General features: G+C 63.2%; 19 protein-coding genes. 14 read left to right on the top strand and 5 right to left on the bottom strand.

Translation table 11 applies throughout. The features are described 5' to 3' along the window. The first annotated feature begins 38 nt into the window (after positions 1-38). The 5 genes from gstA to OVA00_RS14155 all read left to right on the top strand — a co-directional run bounded on the left by gstA (position 39) and on the right by OVA00_RS14155 (position 4113). A complete protein-coding gene (gene gstA / locus OVA00_RS14135) occupies positions 39-653 on the top strand; it encodes a glutathione transferase GstA (protein WP_268089206.1) in 615 nt (204 codons plus the stop codon). Then, entirely contained in the window at positions 650-1045 is a 396-nt protein-coding gene (locus OVA00_RS14140) for a nuclear transport factor 2 family protein (RefSeq protein ID WP_268089208.1), read from the top strand. Before gstA ends, OVA00_RS14140 begins: the two co-directional genes overlap by 4 nt. A 9-nt stretch (positions 1046-1054) precedes the next feature. Then, complete coding sequence (locus tag OVA00_RS14145) at positions 1055-1261, top strand: tautomerase family protein (protein ID WP_060584287.1); 207 nt, start codon at positions 1055-1057, stop codon at positions 1259-1261. A 153-nt stretch (positions 1262-1414) separates the two neighbouring features. Beyond that, complete coding sequence (locus OVA00_RS14150; protein ID WP_089043861.1) at positions 1415-3523, top strand: S9 family peptidase; 2109 nt, start codon at positions 1415-1417, stop codon at positions 3521-3523. 71 nt (positions 3524-3594) lie between these two features. Next, entirely contained in the window at positions 3595-4113 is a 519-nt protein-coding gene (locus OVA00_RS14155) for a DUF1697 domain-containing protein (RefSeq protein WP_112770418.1), read from the top strand. A gap of 57 nt (positions 4114-4170) precedes the next feature. Here the strand turns inward: OVA00_RS14155 and OVA00_RS14160 are convergent, their stop codons facing one another. Continuing rightward, entirely contained in the window at positions 4171-4785 is a 615-nt protein-coding gene (locus OVA00_RS14160) for a TetR/AcrR family transcriptional regulator (RefSeq protein WP_268089210.1), read from the bottom strand. Positions 4786-5023: 238 nt separating this feature from the next. On the opposite strand from OVA00_RS14160, the gene OVA00_RS14165 reads away from it, so the two are divergent. The 8 genes from OVA00_RS14165 (at position 5024) to OVA00_RS14200 (ending at position 13929) form a co-directional block, all read left to right on the top strand. Beyond that, positions 5024-5980 carry a homocysteine S-methyltransferase family protein gene (locus OVA00_RS14165; RefSeq protein ID WP_034789288.1) on the top strand — a complete coding sequence of 319 codons (957 nt, stop codon included), beginning with the start codon at positions 5024-5026 and terminating at the stop codon, positions 5978-5980. 152 nt (positions 5981-6132) lie between these two features. After that, positions 6133-7638: a protein adenylyltransferase SelO gene (locus tag OVA00_RS14170; RefSeq protein ID WP_268089212.1), complete on the top strand. Its 1506-nt coding sequence runs from the start codon at positions 6133-6135 to the stop codon at positions 7636-7638. Between the two features lie 424 nt (positions 7639-8062). Continuing rightward, on the top strand, positions 8063-10396 hold the full coding sequence (locus OVA00_RS14175) for a glucose/quinate/shikimate family membrane-bound PQQ-dependent dehydrogenase (RefSeq protein ID WP_210338948.1): 2334 nt from the start codon (positions 8063-8065) through the stop codon (positions 10394-10396). A 104-nt stretch (positions 10397-10500) separates the two neighbouring features. Next, on the top strand, positions 10501-10968 hold the full coding sequence (locus tag OVA00_RS14180; protein WP_034789284.1) for a hypothetical protein: 468 nt from the start codon (positions 10501-10503) through the stop codon (positions 10966-10968). Positions 10969-11198: 230 nt separating this feature from the next. Beyond that, a complete protein-coding gene (locus OVA00_RS14185) occupies positions 11199-12074 on the top strand; it encodes an alpha/beta hydrolase (protein ID WP_034789280.1) in 876 nt (291 codons plus the stop codon). 125 nt (positions 12075-12199) lie between these two features. Further along, the gene (locus tag OVA00_RS14190; protein WP_060604026.1) at positions 12200-12613 is read left to right on the top strand and encodes a MerR family transcriptional regulator; all 414 of its coding nucleotides are present in this window, start codon (positions 12200-12202) and stop codon (positions 12611-12613) included. A gap of 214 nt (positions 12614-12827) precedes the next feature. Next, positions 12828-13331, top strand: a complete 504-nt coding sequence (locus tag OVA00_RS14195; RefSeq protein ID WP_034789278.1) for a GNAT family N-acetyltransferase — start codon at positions 12828-12830, stop codon at positions 13329-13331. 10 nt (positions 13332-13341) lie between these two features. Further along, on the top strand, positions 13342-13929 hold the full coding sequence (locus OVA00_RS14200) for a DJ-1/PfpI family protein (protein ID WP_034789277.1): 588 nt from the start codon (positions 13342-13344) through the stop codon (positions 13927-13929). 52 nt (positions 13930-13981) lie between these two features. Here the strand turns inward: OVA00_RS14200 and OVA00_RS14205 are convergent, their stop codons facing one another. From OVA00_RS14205 to OVA00_RS14220, 4 genes are all read right to left on the bottom strand, one after another. After that, the gene (locus OVA00_RS14205; RefSeq protein WP_034789276.1) at positions 13982-14656 is read right to left on the bottom strand and encodes a nitroreductase family protein; all 675 of its coding nucleotides are present in this window, start codon (positions 14654-14656) and stop codon (positions 13982-13984) included. A 58-nt stretch (positions 14657-14714) separates the two neighbouring features. Next, positions 14715-15629 carry a c-type cytochrome gene (locus OVA00_RS14210; RefSeq protein WP_268089216.1) on the bottom strand — a complete coding sequence of 305 codons (915 nt, stop codon included), beginning with the start codon at positions 15627-15629 and terminating at the stop codon, positions 14715-14717. Positions 15630-15735: 106 nt separating this feature from the next. After that, on the bottom strand, positions 15736-16182 hold the full coding sequence (locus OVA00_RS14215) for a c-type cytochrome (RefSeq protein ID WP_034789273.1): 447 nt from the start codon (positions 16180-16182) through the stop codon (positions 15736-15738). A 230-nt stretch (positions 16183-16412) separates the two neighbouring features. Beyond that, positions 16413-17048 (bottom strand): LysE family translocator, encoded by a 636-nt coding sequence (locus OVA00_RS14220; RefSeq protein WP_060604012.1) that lies wholly within the window; start codon positions 17046-17048, stop codon positions 16413-16415. Positions 17049-17178: 130 nt separating this feature from the next. Between OVA00_RS14220 and OVA00_RS14225 the strand changes: the two genes are divergently transcribed. Continuing rightward, complete coding sequence (locus tag OVA00_RS14225) at positions 17179-17862, top strand: helix-turn-helix transcriptional regulator (protein WP_060584270.1); 684 nt, start codon at positions 17179-17181, stop codon at positions 17860-17862. Positions 17863-17904 lie beyond the last annotated feature (42 nt).

Consider the following 17904-nt stretch of genomic DNA (forward strand, 5'->3'; position numbering starts at 1 on the left):
TTCGACAAACGGACAATCATTTCAGAAGGAACCAGATGATGAAGCTCTATTACGCCCCCGGCGCCTGTTCGCTTTCCCCCCATATCAGCCTGCACGAGGCCGGTGCCGATTTCGAGATCGTCCGGGTCGATACCAAGACTCATCGCACCGAGACCGGTGCGGATTACAAGGCGGTCAACGCCAAGGGCTACGTACCGGCGCTGGTGCTGGAAAGCGGCGAGGTCGTTACCGAAGGTGCTGCTGTGGTGCAGTACATCGCCGATCGCTTTCCGGCGGCGAAACTTGCGCCTGAAAACGGCACGCTGGCGCGCACCCGCCTTCAGGAACAGTTGAACTTCATCTCATCGGAACTGCACAAGGCCTTCTCGCCGCTGTTCAACCCGACCGCATCCCCCGATGCAAAGGAGGCAGCCACGCTGCAGGTGGCGAAACGCTTGACCCATGTCGAAAGCCTGCTCGCGGACGGGCGCCCTTACCTGCTCGGGGAGGTCTTCTCCGTCGCCGACGCCTATCTCTTCACGGTCGTCAACTGGAGCAGCGGCACCGGGATCGCGCTCACGCAATGGCCGCATCTCGCAGCCTACATGCAACGGATCGGCACACGTCCTGCCGTGCGCAGCGCAATGCAGGCGGAAGGCCTGGTCGCGGCATGAGCGCGTCACCGAAGGATCCGCAGTTCGCAGCCATCGTCGACGTCCTGCAACGCTACTTCGACGGGCTCTATCGCAGCGACACCGACATTCTCAGGCAAGTCTTGCACCCGAAGGCGCTCTATGCCACCGCAACGGACGGAACCCTGCTCGAACTCGACATGAACAGGTACTTTCCGATCGTCGAAAAACGTCCCTCGCCCGAAAGCCGAGACGAAGCGCGCATCGACCGTATTCTTTCCATCGAGTTCGCAGGCCCCGTAACCGCATTTGCCAAGGTGCAATGCGCCATCGGCGAGAAGGCCTTCACCGACTTTTTGTCCCTGGTCTTTCTTGACGGCCGCTGGCAGATCATCGCCAAGGTCTTCCATTACGACATCGCATCCGCGCAATAGGAGAAGCTTGTGCCCTACGTAAACATCAAGATCACCCGCGAGGGTGCAACCCCCGAGCAGAAAGCAACCCTGATCAAGGGCGTCACCGATCTGCTTCACACCGTGCTCAACAAGGATCCGGCCACCACCTTCGTTGTCATCGACGAAGTGGCGCTCGAAGACTGGGGCGTCGGTGGATTGCCGGTTGATGCGTACCGGCGAAAGGTCGGCGAATAATCGTAGCAACACGCTGCCCCTACCAACCACGATGGAAGGGGCAGCCGCCCGCCCGATGCCGCGGTGATCCGCGCGTAGCTCGATTGCGCTTGATCGCTTTCGACAGGGTCTCTATCTCATTGTCTCCCGCCGCATTGATCCCGGAGACGTATCTTGTCCGTATTCAGCAACCTCCCCAAAGCTCCCGTCGCCGCAAAGAAGCCGGTCAGCGACACGCGCCACGGCATTACCCGCACCGACGACTATGCCTGGCTGCGCGCGGACAATTGGCAGGCGATGTTCAAGGATCCCTCGATCCTCGATCCTGATATCCGCAAGCATCTGGAGGCCGAAAACGCCTACATGAATGCGGCGATGGATGACACCAAGGCACTTCAGAAGACGCTGTTTGCCGAGATGCGCGGCCGGATCAAGGAGGACGACAGCTCGATCCCGGTCAAGGACGGTCCCTTCGCCTACGGCCATGCCTATGTCACCGGCGGCGAGCAGCCGCGTTACTTCCGCATTCCCCGTGACGGCGACCACAAGGACGAGGCGATCCGACAATTGCTGCTCGACGGCGACAAGGAAGCCGAAGGCAAGGCCTATTTCCGCCTTGGCGGGCTCGACCATTCGACCGACCATAGCCTCGGTATCTGGGGCTATGACGACAAGGGTTCGGAGTATTTCACGCTTCGGGTGCGCGACCTCGCAACGGGCGAAGACCTGGCAGACGTGATCGAGAACACCGGCGGCGGCGGCGCCTGGGCGCCCGATGGCAAGAGCTTCTTCTACACAGTGCTCGACGACAACCACCGCCCGTCGAAGATCTTCCACCATATCCTCGGCACCGCCCAGACCGACGACCGGCTGGTCTTCGAGGAGACGGATCCCGGCTTCTTCATGTCGGTCGGCGGCTCGCTGCTCGACGATTTCATCTACATCGACATCCACGATCACGAGACGAGCGAATACCGACTGCTCTCGACAAAGGATCTGACGGCTGAGCCGAAGCTCGTCGCCGAGCGCGTCACCGGGCTCGAATACGCGATGACCGAAGGCGGCAACGTCTTCTACATCCTCACCAATGCCGACGGCGCCAAGGACTTCAAGATCGTCGAAGCGCCGGTCACGGCACCGGGCAAGGAGAATTGGCGCGAGGTGGTGCCGCATAAGCCCGGCACACTGATCCTCAGCCACATGGCCTATGCCCGCCACCTCGTCTGGCTGCAGCGCCGCGAAGGCCTGCCGGAGATCGTCATCCGCGACCGCAAGACCGGCGAAGAGCACGCGATCGCCTTTGCCGAAGAGGCCTATTCGCTCGGCCTTTCCGGTGCTGCCGAATACGACACCGACGTCATCCGCTTCTCCTACTCGTCGATGACCACGCCGTCGCAGCTCTTCGACTACGACATGGCGACGCGCGCGCGCACGCTCTTGAAAACCCAGGAAGTGCCTTCGGGCCACAACCCGGACGACTATGTCACCCGCCGCGTCTTCGCGCCGTCCTGGGATGGCACCGAAGTGCCGGTGACGCTGCTTTACCGCAAGGACACGCCGCTCGACGGTTCGGCGCCCTGCCTGCTCTATGGCTATGGCGCCTACGGCATCACCATTCCGGCCGGCTTCAACACCAATTGCCTGTCGCTGGCCGATCGCGGCTTCGTCTATGCCATCGCCCATATCCGCGGCGGCAAGGATCGCGGCTTTGCCTGGTACGAAGACGGCAAGATGGCAAAGAAGACCAATACCTTCAAGGATTTCATAGCGGCCGCTGACTATCTGAATCAGCAGAAGTTCACGTCCTACGCGAAGATCGTCGCAGAAGGCGGCTCCGCCGGCGGCATGCTCATGGGCGCGATCGCCAATATGGCGCCGGAGAAGTTCACCGGCGTTATCGCGGCCGTACCCTTCGTCGACGTGCTCAACACCATGCTCGACGACACCCTGCCGTTGACCCCGCCGGAATGGCCGGAATGGGGCAACCCGATCGAGAGCCGCGAGTTCTACGACATCATCGCCGGCTACTCGCCCTACGACAATGTCGAGGCGAAGTCCTATCCCGCGATCCTGGCACTCGGCGGTCTCACCGATCCGCGCGTCACCTATTGGGAGCCGGCGAAGTGGGTCGCGCGGCTGCGCGAGAAGACGACGGGCAGCGCGCCGATCCTGTTGAAGACGAATATGGACGCCGGCCATGGCGGCGCTTCGGGCCGCTTCCAGCGGCTCGAGGAGATCGCCTTCGAATACGCCTTTGCCATCAAGGTCGCCGGCAAGATGTAAACGGATCGGGATGAGGAAACCTGTTTGCGGTTTTTCTCATCCCGTTGCCACCTGAGGTGAAAGGTCCCGCCATGCCCGTCCACGTCGCCCTGCTGCGAGCCGTCAATGTCGGTGGTACGGGATCGCTTCCAATGGCCGACCTCAAGGCGATCTGCGAAGGGCTCGGCTTTGCCGACGTCAAGACCTACATCCAGAGCGGCAACGTGCTGTTCCGCTCCGATCTGCCGGCGGCAGACGCGGCGGCAATGCTGGACAGCGCACTTCAGGAAAAGCTCGGTAAGGCGCCAGGCGTGATGATCAGGACCGGCGCGCAATTGCAGGCGATCGCCGATCAGGCCCCCTTCCCGGACGCCAAGCCAAATCTGCTGCTTGTCGTTTTCCTGCGCGAGCCGGCACCATCAGACGCGCTCGACAAACTCGTGGCGCCCGATGGCGAAGAAGCCCAGGTTGCCGGAGCTGAGATCTATATCCACTTCCCGAACGGCTCCGGCCGTTCGAAGTTCAAGCTGCCGGCCGCCAAGCCAGGCACCGCGCGCAACCTCAACACGGTGCGCAAGCTTGCTGCCTTGGCGCTTGATATGGAAGGTTGACGCACCGCAAGGCGCCATTCCGGACGGAAAACCGCGTCACACTTTTCCTGGAATTGCTCAGGCTGCCGGCTGGAAAAGCAGCCGGACGAAGGATCGGAGTACGAGCAGCTGCTGCGGTAGGCTTTCAGGCTGCTTCAGCGCCTTCGACAGGATGATGCCGCCTTCAAGCACGGTCGAAACCATATCGGCCAGATGGTCGACGTCGAGCGGCTCGCGTGGCCGGTAGACTTGCATGATCGCCTCGAACATCGTGCCGAAACGCCGACGCCACATCAGCGCCGCCTGCCGGTTGATCTCCTGGATCTCGCGATCGAAAGCGCGCTCCTGCGTGCACATCACCGCGACCAGGCAGCCGGGATGGCCGTTCGGCAGGTCAGCGAGAATTTCCGACAGCATCTTCAGTCCCAGAAGAAAAGCCTGCAGCGGGTCGTCTGACAATTGATGGGCGCGGCCGAAGATCTCGTCGTAGATGCGCTCGTCGTTCTCGATGTAGCGCTCGAGCAGAGCCCGCGCGAGTTCGTTCTTGTCGCGGAAATGGTAGAAGAATCCGCTCTTGGTGATGCCGGTCTCGGCGATCAGCTCGTCGATCGAAGTCGCGCCGAAACCCTTGGCAAGCACCGCCGCCTCGGCGACGTCGAGGATTCTGGCGCGCGTTTCCTCACCCTTTCGCATTAGCTGCTCCCTACCATTGGTACGGTTTCCAGCAATTACTCGGCGGCCAGCTCCTAGCGCAGCGTCGGCTGCAAGCCAGTAAGTCACTGATTTTTCGACACTAATTTAGTATATTAGCAATAGTATACCGCAAGTCGTCTAGTTTAGAAGATGATCATAAGGCAGAAATTTACTTGGTTCTGCGGTGTTGGAGGCATCCGCGGGCCCTTCAGCCAAGACTGAACCGGTGGAGACCGATATGGCCAAATACAGACGCAGCCTGCCGCTCTTGAAGGGTGGACTGTTCCTGAGTGACGGTGGCATCGAAACGACGCTGATCTTTCATGAGGGCATCTCCCTCCCGCATTTTGCCGCCTTCGTGCTCATTTCGACGGCGGACGGGCGCCGGCGCTTGCTCGACTACTACAAGCGATATCTCGCAATTGCACAGCAGCACGGCACCGGCTTCGTGCTCGACACACCCACCTGGCGCGCCAGCGCCGATTGGGGCGTGAAGCTCGGCTATGACGCCGCGGCCCTGGCCGAGGTCAACCAGAACGCCATCTACATGCTGGCGGAACTGCGCGCCGAGTACGAACGTCCGCAAGCGCCGATCGTGCTTAGCGGCGCCATCGGGCCGCGCGGCGACGGCTATCGCCTGGGCCGCATGAGCGCGGATGAGGCCGAGGATTATCACGGACCACAGATCTCCGCCTTTGCCGCCAGTGACGCCGATATCGTCGGCGCCTATACGCTGACCAGCATCGACGAGGCGACCGGCATTGCCCGGGCGGCCCAGAGCCATGGCATGCCCTGCTCGATTGCCTTCACGGTGGAAACCGACGGCCGGCTCCCAGACGGCCGAACCCTTCGGGCCGCGATCGAGACCGTTGATGCGGCGACCGGCGGCTATCCGCACTACTACATGATCAACTGTGCCCACCCCGATCATTTCGAGACCAGCCTCGATACGGGGAGCGCCTGGGCGCAGCGCATCGCCGGTATCCGAGCCAACGCTTCCAGGATGAGCCATGCCGAGCTCGACAACAGCGAAATCCTGGATGCCGGGGATCCCCTCGACCTCGGCCAGCGTTATCGAACACTGACGACGCATTTGCCACGATTGCGCATCCTTGGCGGTTGCTGCGGCACCGACCATCGCCACATCGCGGCAATCTGCGAGGCCTGCCTTCCACCGACGGCGCTTAGCGCCTGAGGCGCGGGGCCTCGCCCTCCCGGCCCTCTCGCAAGCAATTGCGGGAGGGCGCCTTCTCGTCGCCACCCTCGCGAAAGCCACAGTGTTTGTGTAGACTTGAACGGAAAGGACGGCAGCCGGACATCCCGGCAAAGGCCGTTGACCGCCCTGTCATGAATTACGCTCCCGCCTCGCCGACCGGAAATGCCGAAGCCTTTGCCTTCGACAACAGCTACGCGCGCCTGCCGCAGCAGTTCTTCGCGCGCGTCGCGCCCACTCCGGTGGCGGAGCCCTGGCTGATCAAGCTCAACAAGCCATTGGCCGAGGAGCTCGGTCTCGACGTGGCGACGCTCGAACGCGAGGGCGCCGAGATCTTTTCGGGCAACCGCCTTCCCGCCGGTGCCGATCCGCTTGCCATGGCTTATGCCGGCCACCAGTTCGGCACCTTCGTGCCGCAACTCGGTGATGGCCGGGCGATCCTCCTTGGCGAGGTGATCGACCGCAACGGGAAGCGGCGCGACATCCAGCTCAAAGGACCGGGCCAGACCCCCTTCTCACGGCGCGGCGACGGGCGCGCGGCACTCGGTCCAGTCTTGCGCGAGTACATCGTCAGCGAGGCGATGTACGCGCTCGGCATTCCGACGACACGGGCGCTTGCCGCCGTCGTCACCGGGCAACCGGTCTATCGCGAACAGATCCTGCCGGGCGCCATCGTCACGCGGGTCGCGGCAAGCCATATGCGCGTCGGCACGTTCCAATTTTTCGCGGCGCGCGGCGATATGGAGTCGGTGAAGGTGCTTGCCGACTACGCGATCGATCGCCACTACCCTGAGGTCAGGGACGCTGAACGGCCCTATCTTGCCTTCTACAAGGCGGTGACCGCGCGCCAGGCGGAGCTGATCGCGCGCTGGCTGCACGTCGGCTTCATTCATGGCGTGATGAACACCGACAACATGACGATCTCGGGCGAGACAATCGACTTCGGCCCTTGCGCCTTCCTCGATGCCTATGATCCCAAGAAGGTGTTTTCCTCGATCGATCAGATCGGTCGCTATGCCTATGCGAGCCAGCCGGCGATCGGGCAATGGAACCTGGCGCGCCTGGCAGAAACCCTGGTGCCGCTCTTCGACGACAACCAGGATACTGCGGTGGAACTGGCCAATGATGCGCTCGGCGAGTACGGCGCGATCTTCCAGCGCCACTGGCTGGATGGCATGCGGCGCAAGATCGGATTGGCCATGAGCGAAAAGGGAGATCTCGACCTGTTGCAGGCGCTGCTGACGGCCATGCATCAGGGGGAAGCGGATTTCACCCTCACCTTCCGGCGGCTGTGCGACAGCGCCCGCGACCCGGCCGCCGATGCCGCACTCGCCTCGACCTTTGCCTCTACCGGGGCAATCGGGCCGTGGCTGCAAGAGTGGCGTCAGCGTCTCAGCCGCGAGAAGGCGACGCCGGATGAACGCGCGACCGCCATGACGGCGGTCAACCCGGCCTTTATTCCGCGTAACCACCGGATCGAAGAGGCGATCGCGGCCGCGACCGAGGATGCGGACTTCTCGCTCTTTGAGGCCCTGGTCGAAGTTACCGCCAACCCCTATACCGACCAGCCGCAGTTTGCCCGCTACCAGGCTCCGCCGAGCCCGGGAGAGGAAGTCCAGCGCACCTTCTGCGGCACATAGCCGTCTCGGGAATGCGGCATTCCGGTGCGCCGTATTTCCGCGGCCTTGCGCTTCTGCTGCCAGGCCGATTCATCAAATCGTTCTATGCCGCTGTTTTTACGCGGGGACGGGCACCTGGCTGCCCTCAGCCAACGCGCCGCCAGCGGCGCTTAAACGCACCGGTCGTCCACGTTCGGTCGCCTTGACCGCAACTTTATTGCGGGCCTGCGAATATTTCCGCGTTGCGGAATGTGGCTATTGAAAGGCAGAGACGGCGCGTTAGGTGCTAACAGGACAGGCGCTCTGCGCCTTCCCTGACCGGGCGGCCGCGACAGGCTTGCGACCGCCGCTTCGAAGCCACCTGTCTCACGCGGTCCCGGCGACGGACCGCCGCAATGGAAAGAACCGTGCCACTGCACCGTTCTTCGATGCGGGAGTTCCCATCATGCTCGTTCTGACGGCCATCGTCTTTGCAATCATCGGCCTCGCGCTTGGCGGCGGCGGCGCCAAGCTGCTGATGCTTGGCGGCAGCCCCTATTACCTCGCAATCGGCATCGGCTTCCTGCTGACGGCGGTGCTGCTGTTCATGCGGAAATCGGCGGCGATCTGGCTCTATGCGTTCATGATCCTGGGCTCGCTCGGCTGGGCGGTGTCTGAGGTCGGTTTCGACTGGTGGCAGCTTGGCCCGCGTGGCGGCGTCATCGTCCTTCTGGGGCTCTGGCTGCTGTTGCCGGCCGTGCGCCGGCCGCTCGGCTTCGAAAGCCCGACGGGCGAGCGTTATGCCGTGAGTGGCTGGCCGCTGGCATTTGCGGTGCTGGTATCGGTTGGTGTCGCGGGCTACGCAATCATGCAGGACCCGCACGACATACGCGGCGATCTGCCGAGCGATGTCGTCGCTGAAAATCCACCGCTCGGCGGCTCGGTACCGCCGGACGAATGGCACCAGTACGGGCGCACCGCCTTCGGCCAGCGCTACTCGCCGCTCGATCAGATCACGCCTGAGAATGTCGGGGGGCTGAGGGTTGCCTGGCAATACCAGACCGGCGACATCAAGAGACCCGACGACGTGGGCGAGACGACCTATCAGGTGACGCCGCTCAAGATCAAAGACACGCTCTATGCCTGCACACCGCACAACTGGGCGATCGCGCTCGATGCGGCAACCGGCGAAGAGAAATGGAAATATGACAGCAACTCGGGCATGAACCCGGACCGCCAGCACCAGACCTGCCGCGGCGTTACCTATTGGGCCGACCCGGCTGCAGCCCCGGGCAGCCCCTGCGCCGAACGGGTGTACCTTCCGACCTCCGACGCGCGGTTGATCGCGCTCGATGCGGCGACGGGGTCCGTCTGCACCAGCTTTGCCGACAATGGCGTCCTGCATCTCGAAACGGGCATGAAATACAACCCGGCCGGTTACTATTATTCGACGTCGCCGCCGGTTGCCGTCGCCGGCAAGCTGATCATCGGCGGTGCGGTCAACGACAACTATTCCACCCAGGAACAGTCCGGCGTCATCCGCGCGTTCGACATCAACACCGGTGCTCTGATCTGGAACTGGGACAGCGGCAACCCTGATGTGACGGCACCGCTCCCCGAAGGCCAGACCTACACCACCAACTCGCCGAACAGCTGGTCGGTCTTCAGCTATGACGAGGGTCTCGGCCTCGTCTACATCCCCATGGGCAACCAGGTGCCCGACCAGCTCGGCATGGGCCGCAGCGAACACGTCGAGAAATATTCCTCCTCGATCGTCGCGCTCGACATCAATTCGGGCGCGGTGCGCTGGGTTCGCCAGACCGTACATCACGACCTCTGGGACATGGACGTGCCGGCGCAGCCGGCGCTGCTTGACATCACCAAGGAGGACGGCACCGTCGTGCCAGCTTTGGTCGGACCGACGAAACAGGGCGACATCTACGTGCTCGACCGCAGGAGCGGCGAACCGATCATCCCGGTCGAGGAGGTGCAGGCGCCGGGTGGCGCGATCCCCGAGGACTTCACCGCCCCGACCCAGCCGGTCTCCGGCCTCACCTTCATGCCTGCACCGCTACAGGAAAAGGACATGTGGGGCGTCACGCTGTTCGACCAGCTTGCCTGCCGCATCGCGTTCCGCTCGCTGAAATATGAGGGACGCTACACGCCGCCGTCGATCGAGGGCACGCTCGTCTATCCCGGCAACTTCGGCACCTTCAACTGGGGTTCCGTCGCGATCGATCCGGAGCGGCAGGTGATGTTCGGCATGCCGACCTATCTCGCCTTCACCTCGCGGCTCGTGCCCCGCGACCAGGTGCCGCCGAAGGGCCAGGACGAGAAGGGATCGGAGCAAGGGCTCAATCGCAACGATGGAGCGCCCTATGGCGTCTTCATGGGCCCCTTCCTTGGACCGCTCGGCATTCCCTGCCAGGCGCCGCCGTGGGGTTACGTCGCTGGAGCCGATCTCAGGACCGGCAAGATCGCCTACAAGCACAAGAACGGCACCGTCGAGGACATGACGCCGTTGCCGCTGCCGTTCAAGGTCGGCGTACCGGGCATCGGCGGGCCGATGATCACCAAGGGGGGCGTCGCCTTCCTGGGTGCCGCTGTCGACGATTATCTGCGCGCCTATGACCTCACGACCGGACGCCAGCTCTGGGAGGCGCGCCTTCCCGCCGGCGGCCAGTCGACGCCGATGAGCTATGCGGTCGGCGACAAGCAATATGTGCTGATCGTTGCCGGCGGCCACGGCTCGGTCGGCACCAGGCCCGGTGACTACATCATCGCCTACACTCTGCCTTGACGCGCGCGAAGCATCCCTAATTCTCGCTAGAAGGTTGCAAAAGTAAGCTCCGCGCAAGCCCGCGACAGCAGCTTCCCCCGGACGACAGATTCCGGGGGATTCCCATGAAGATCGACAACAGCATTTCGAACTACTACTTCTCCCAGCGCCGCCAGCAGGCGGGCACTATCGCGCCGATCGAGGAGAGCGGCGGTGATGCGCGCCCGCGCCAGGCCCCGACGATCGCGCCGCCTTCGACCTCGAACGCCCTTTCCAACGCGCTGTGGATGACGGCGGCGCGCGACGGCGAGAGCACGGCTTCGATTTCCGCCAAAGAAGGCCCTGCGGCCTCGGACGGTTCGGTCAGCGACGAGTTTCTGAAGGAAGCGAAGAAGAGCCTGGTTGAGAAAATCCGCGAACAGGTCCTCAAGGCGATGGGCCTGACCGAATCGGATCTCAAGGAGATGCCCCCCGAGCAGCGGCAGGCCGCCGAGGAAGAGATCCGCAAGGCTGTCGAGCGCGCGATGGGTGTCGAGCAGCAGCGCGACGTGGCGACCGCCGATCTCGCCAACGGCGGCGACGACATCCCCTGAGAGGGCGGTTTGCGCCGATCGGCTTGTCTCGGTCGGACAATCGATGATATCCAGCGATCCTCCAAAGAGGACCAAGATCCATGCGCCTGATCCGTTAGCGACTTTCGCCGGCAGAAAACGACCGACGCCACAGCCGCCCTTCGGCGGTTTTTGGCATGGCTTTTTTTTCGGCCGCCTGAACGTCCTGACACGGACATGACCGTTCACCGGCCATCGCTAGGATCATCCTCATGACCACCAAAGACGGATTTGTTTCCGAAGCCGGCAGCCTTGGCGCCGGCCCCTTCGACCTCGGCTATAGGATCGAAGGCAGTGGCACGCCGCTGCTCGTCATCGGCAGCGCCGCCTACTACCCCCGCACCTTCTCCCAAGCGCTTCGCGAGAAGTTGCGGCTGATCTTCATCGACCACCGCGGCTTCGCACCGGCGCGGACCAACTATGCCGCTGGCGACATCGGCTTCGAGACGGTGCTCGATGATATCGAGCGAATGCGGGCGCATCTGGGGCTCGAACGCTTCGCCATTCTCGGACACTCCGGCCATGGCTATATGGCCCTCGAATATGCCAAGCGACACCCGGAGCGCGTCAGCCACGTGATCATGGTCGGCACCGGTCCGAGCCATTCGGCTCGTCATATGGCGCTCGCCGACCGGATCTGGGAAGAAACGGTGTCGCCGACCCGTAAAGCGATCTTCGCACGGGAGATGGCCAAGCTTGGCGACGATATCACGGCGCGGCCTGAGGAACGTTTCAAAGCCCTGCTGATCCGGCTCGGCGCGAAGAGCTGGCATCAGCCGGACTTCGACGCAACGACTCTTTGGCGAGATGTCACTGCCAACAACGCGGTATTCGACCATCTCTGGGGCGAGGTGTTTCGCGATATCAATATCCGCAAGGGTTTGAACAGGCTGGCAGCGCCGGTGCTGCTTGCGCTCGGCCGCTCGGACTATCTCGTCGCCCCGGCCTTCAGCTGGGACGAGTACCGGGCGGACTTCACGAACCTGACGGTGCGGCTCTTCGAACAGAGCGGGCATACGCCGCAGCTGGAAGAAAGCGATCTCTTCGACGAAGCCCTGCTCTCGTTCCTCGAAAACGACCGCGGCTAGGACAAGCCGCCCTCGCAGCGTCCAGCATTCAGAGGGGCCGAGACCGGCCCCTCCCCTTCCCAACCATTGACACTTGGTCGCGCCCAACTATCTATTGCTCCAGAAGCTATAGGTTTGAGGCGAACATGTATTCCATCGGCGATCTCTCCCGGCGCACCGGCGTCAAAATCCCGACGATCCGCTACTACGAGCAGATGGGATTGATCGCAGCGCCCGAGCGCTCCGAAGGCAATCAGCGGCGGTACGAGAAAAGCGAACTTGAGCGACTGGCCTTTATCCGCCATGCGCGCGACCTCGGCTTGTCGATCGATTCGATCAAGGATCTGCTCGCCCTCAGCCAGCATCCGGAGCGACCTTGCGGCGAAGCCGACCGCATCGCCAGCGAGCACCTGGCAACGGTGCGCGAGAAGATCGCGCGATTGAGGAAGCTGGAGCAGGAACTGGAACGCATCGTCGCCTGCGACGGCAATCACACCGTCGGCGACTGCTACGTGATCCGGGCGCTCGCCGACCATTCCATGTGCGAGAGCGAGCACTGAGGCGGCAGCTTAATTGGTCGCCTTGAAAAATCCCCGTTGACAAAATCACGAAAACAAACAATCTAGCGCCCATGATCAAGAACGCACCCATTTGCCGCGTGTATTTTTGGCTGTTCCGATAGGAGCGGCCTGCTGATCATATTCAACAAGGCCGCCATCAGGCGGCTTTTGTTTTTCCGGCTCCTGATGGCGAGAAAACCCGAGGAGCCCAGACATGCTACAGACCGCCATCCCCACCCTTCATGCGACACCGGCGACGCGCCCGCCGATGGTGACGATCCGTTGCGCCAAGCAGCGCGACCTGCCGGAACTGCGCGACATGATCGCCGAACTTTCGGCCCATCACGGCGACGCCGCCCCGATCACGCCGGAACAGCTGGAGCGTGACCTTTTCGGCCGTACGCCGTGGATTACGGCGCTCGTCGCCGAGGCCGGCAACCGGCTGATCGGCTACGCGATCCTCGTGCCGATCTACCGGGCCGCCGAAGGCGCACGCGGCATGGAGCTGCATCACCTCTTCGTTCGCCCGGAAAGCCGCGGCACCGGCATTGGCCGCCACCTGGTCGCCAAGGCGCGTGAGCAGGCGAAAATGGCCGGCTGCGACTTCCTTTCGGTCAGCGCCGCCACGGGCAACTTCCAGGCACACCATTTCTACGAATCCGAACGCTTCGTCCCTCGCCCGGTGACCGGCATGCGCTATATGCAGAAGCTGGGCTGAGGAGCTGCCGATGCGTCTTGCAATCGTCCTGTGCGAAGGCTTCGCCGATTGGGAATGTGCGCTGTTGATGGCGGCGGCGCGCACCCATCTCGGCGTCGATATCGAGGTTGCCACCGTCGACGGCGCGCGTGTCACCTCGATGGGCGGCCTCGACGTCTCGGCGCATCTCTCCGTCGATGCCCTCGACCCGGCCGGCTTCGACGGGCTGGTGATCTGCGGCGGCGCAATCTGGGACACGAACGAGGCGCCCGATCTCTCCTCGACGATCCGTGCCTTCGATCGCAACAAGCGTGTGGTCGCAGCCATTTGCGGCGGCGTCCATGCCCTTGCGACATGCGGCCTTCTCGACCGCGTCGACCACACCGGCAACAGCGCCGAAAGCCTTGCGGCGCTGACCGGCTATCATGGTGCTTCGCACTATCGCGATCAGCCGCAGGCGATGCGCAGCGGCCACGTCGTCACCGCCGCCGGCACCGCGCCGATCAGCTTTTCCGGCGAGATCCTGCATGGCCTCGGTCTCGGCTCACCGGAGCTCGACGGATTTCTTGCACTCTACGGGCGGGAGCATCGGCCCGACGACAGCGGCAGCATCGGGTAAGCCGCCTTCCATTTCGGTGCAGAAAGCGGCCTCTCCACTTTTGGCAACAGGCCTAGAGCCAGTTCGAGATCTGATCGAGCGGCTTCTTCACCTTGCCGGCCACCGGCACGGTCGCATCCGGGGCTGGATAGCCGGCCACCAGAATCAGGAACGGCTTTTCACTGTCCGGCCGACCACAAATCTCGTTGAGGAAGTTCATCGGCGCCGGCGTATGGGTCAGTGTCGCAACGCCCGCATGATGCAGCGCCGTGATCAGGATGCCGGTAGCAATGCCGACGCTTTCGTTGATGTAGTAGTTCTTTTTCAGATCGCCCGGATTGGGACCACCGCGCTTCTGCGAGAAGACGACGATCAGGTAGGGAGCAGTCTCAAGGAAGGGCTTGTCTTCGTCGGTGCCGAGCGGCGCCAGCGCGTCGAGCCACTCCTGCGGCGCCTTGTCCCGATAGAAGATACGCTCCTCCTCTTCCGCCGCGTGGCGCACCTCGGCCTTGATCCGGGGGCTCTCGATCACGGTGAAATGCCAGGGCTGATGGTTGGCGCCGCTCGGCGCCGTGCCCGCCGCCTTCAGACAGGTTTCGATGACCTCACGCGGCACCGGACGATCGCTGAAGTAACGCGTGGTGCGGCGGCGGTTGACCTCTTCATAGAAGTCCGCAGCGCGGGCCACCATCTCCTCGGGGCTGCGTTCGATCCACTGGTCGTAGGGCGCGGTTTCGTGTGGGCGCATTCAGTCTCCTCCTCGTTATGAAGCCGAGTTGAGCGCGCCTTGCTACGAAGATCAAGCGTTAGAGCGCCGGTACCGCTTTCAGGTAGGCGGCGATCGCCTCACGGTCGGCCGGCGTCAGTTTTGCCATGTTCTTCTGCACTTCCACCATGGAGCCGCCGACGGAATCGAACTCCGGCGTGAAGCCGGTTTCCAGATAGGAGGCGATATCGGAGGCGCTCCAGCTGCCGATGCTCTTGGAGCCGGGCGTGATATCGGGAATACGGCCCTCGCCTTCCGGGTTCGGCGCGCCGGCGAGCCACTGATCCGGCTCGAAGCCTCCGAGCGCGTTTCTCGGCGTGTGGCATTCGCCGCAGTGGCCAAGCCCCTCGACAAGATATTGCCCGCGGGCGAGCTTCGGGTCGTTGGCGTCCACCGCGGCGCGTGGCTTGTCGGTCAGGAACAGCAGCTTCCAGCCACCCAAGGCTATCCGCACGTTGTAAGGGAATGGCAATTCGTGCGGCGGCGCCACCTCGGTGCTCTTCGGCAGCGTCTTCATGAAGCCCCAGAGGTCGTTGACGTCCTTGGCCGCCATGCGCGCATAGGAGCCGTAGGGGAACGACGGATAGAGATGCTCGCCGTTGCGCCCGACGCCGCGGGTCATGGCGTTGCCGAACTCGGCGAGCGTCCAGGCGCCGATTCCGGCCGTTTCGTCCGGAGAGATGTTCGGCGCGTGGAAGGTGCCGAACGGACTCTTCAGCGGCGAGCCACCCGAAAGCACCAGACGCGCGTCACCTTCGGCGCCCTTGTTGGCATGACAGCTGACGCAGCCGCCGGCCCAGAAGACCTGTTCGCCATTGGCAAGATCCGGTTCTCCGAGACCCTCCCAATGGGAGGCGCTCCAGGGTGCCGGCTTCGTCAGCCACCAGAAGGCGGCACCGCCGACGACGCCCAGCACCACAAGACCCGATATCAGCTTTCTCGCCCGACGACCCATAGTCTCCCCTCATGCCCTGCCGCAAACAGTGTGCTCAATACGAGTGAAGGCACGCGGCGGGACGTCGCGTGCCTCCTCTTTCAGCCGGATAGGACGTTGCCGCCGGTCAATTCTTCTTCAGGCGGTAGCTCTCATGACAGCTGCCGCAGTCCTTGCCGATGCCCCCGAGGGCCGCGCCGACGGCCGCCTGGTCAGCGGGCAGCTGCGCCAGAACCGCCTCGGCATCGGTGCCGAGCTTGGCGGCCTTTGCCTTGAAGTCATCCAGGTTTTCCCAGATCTTCGGGCTCGCCTCGGTCTCGTGGCCCGCTTCCGAGCCGGCCGGGAAATGGTCCGGGAAGGTCTTCATCGTCTCGCTGATCGTCGTCAGCGATGCCTTCACGACCTCCGCGTCATAGGGCTTCTCGCCCTTGGCGATGCCGGCAAGCGCGCCAGTCGCAGCGCCCACCTTCTTCATCGCCTGCTGGCGAACCACCTGCGGCTCGTCGGCTGCAGTCACAGCAGTAACACCCAGGCCCGCAAGAGCGGCAGCCAACATGAGTGCGCGTATTTTCATCAGGATCTCCCGGTCAATGAAATCTATTCGGCGAATCTGCCTGCCTGGCCTTCATGCCCAATGCGGCCGCATGATGTCATCTTGAGTATTCGGCGGAAGTAACATTTTTTTGATGTGCTTGTTAGGACAAAGGAATTTCCGTCGGCCGGCGTAATTCCGGGATTTCAACAGGCCCGCCAATAACATGACTTTAAAATTCATGTTTATACTTTAGAGAAACCGGGACAGCTTCACTGTGCCGACCAGCCCTGCCACACCGTGAAAGCCGCGACCAGAACGAGCACCGCCCCGGCGGCCCGGCCGATCCACACGGTCGTCTCGGGGCTGCCGACCAGAAAATCCCGGCCGCGGCCGGCAGCAAGGGCAAGGCCGCCATAGACAGCGAGCTGCGTCGCCGCAATCATCGCGGCCATGACCAGGGCCTGCGACCAGATCGGCCCGAACTGCGGCTTGAGGAACTGGGGATAGACCGCCAGCATGAAGAGATAGGCCTTCGGGTTCATCAGGCTCGTCAGCGCGCCCTGGCGAAAACTCGCCCAGCGCGACAGCCGGTCCGCGCCGTCGATGCCGCCGATGGTGATCGAGCTTTTGACCAGGGAAAAGCCGATCCAGGCGATATAGGCTGCACCCGCGACGAGCAGCACGTTGAAGAGGCCGGGCACCAGATGCAGGATGACGCTGACGCCGAGTGCCGCATAGAGCGTGTGCAGCACGCCGCCCGCCATGATGCCGGCCGTCGCCGACAGACCGGAGGCCCGCCCTCCCGTTAGCGAGTTCGCAAGGACGAAGACCATGTCCATACCCGGCACGATGATGATGCCGAACAGAAGGGTGAAGAAGAGCCAGAGGTTTTCCGTGTAGGTCATGTCAGTTGTCCGTCGTCCAGGTTTTCATTTCTCAATCGAATTGCTGTTTTTTCAATCCGTTGGCTGATGGTATAGATCCGGGCAACTGACAAGGTAGTGTCAGGAGCGTTGACGACGGGGGAGGTTTTCTATGCGCAAGGCGGCACGGCTTTTCGAGATCATCCAGATCCTCCGGCTTGCGAGAAAGCCCGTGACCGGCGCGCAAATGGCCGAGACGCTGGAGGTGACGGTGCGCTCGATCTACCGCGATATCGCGGCACTCCAGGCGATGCGCGTGCCGATCGAAGGCGGCCGCGGCATCGGCTATATTCTTAGGCCCGGCTTCGACCTGCCGCCGCTGATGTTTTCGATCGAGGAAACGGAAGCGATCGCCTTGGCTCTGGCGCTGCTGGCACGAACCGGCGACGAGGAACTGAAGGCAGCCGCCGGCCGCGTCAACCAGAAAATCACTGCAGCCGTGCCCGAGCCGCTGAGACTGGCCTTTCGTTCGCAGGCGCTGCACGCCTGGGGAACGATCGCACCCTCGCCCGCCGGCATCGATCTCGCTTTGGTACGCCGGGCGATCCGCGACGAGCAGAAGCTCGAACTCGACTATCGCGACGAACTCGGCCGCGCCACAGAACGCACGATCCGGCCGGTGGCGCTGATCTACTATTCGGAAACTGCCAACATCGTCGGCTGGTGCGAGTTGCGCCAGGCGATCCGCAACTTTCGCGCCGACCGTGTCGAGCACTGCGAGGCGGTCGGCGCCTATTTTCCAGGCGAGGGAAACCGCCTCAGGGAACTCTGGATCAGCGGCTGGAAGACCACCTGAGCCTGGCCTCATCGGTACCCAGCACAAACGAAAAGACCCGGC

This window comes from Ensifer sp. SL37, from assembly GCF_026672675.1.
Classification (GTDB): Bacteria; Pseudomonadota; Alphaproteobacteria; order Rhizobiales; family Rhizobiaceae; genus Ensifer; species Ensifer adhaerens.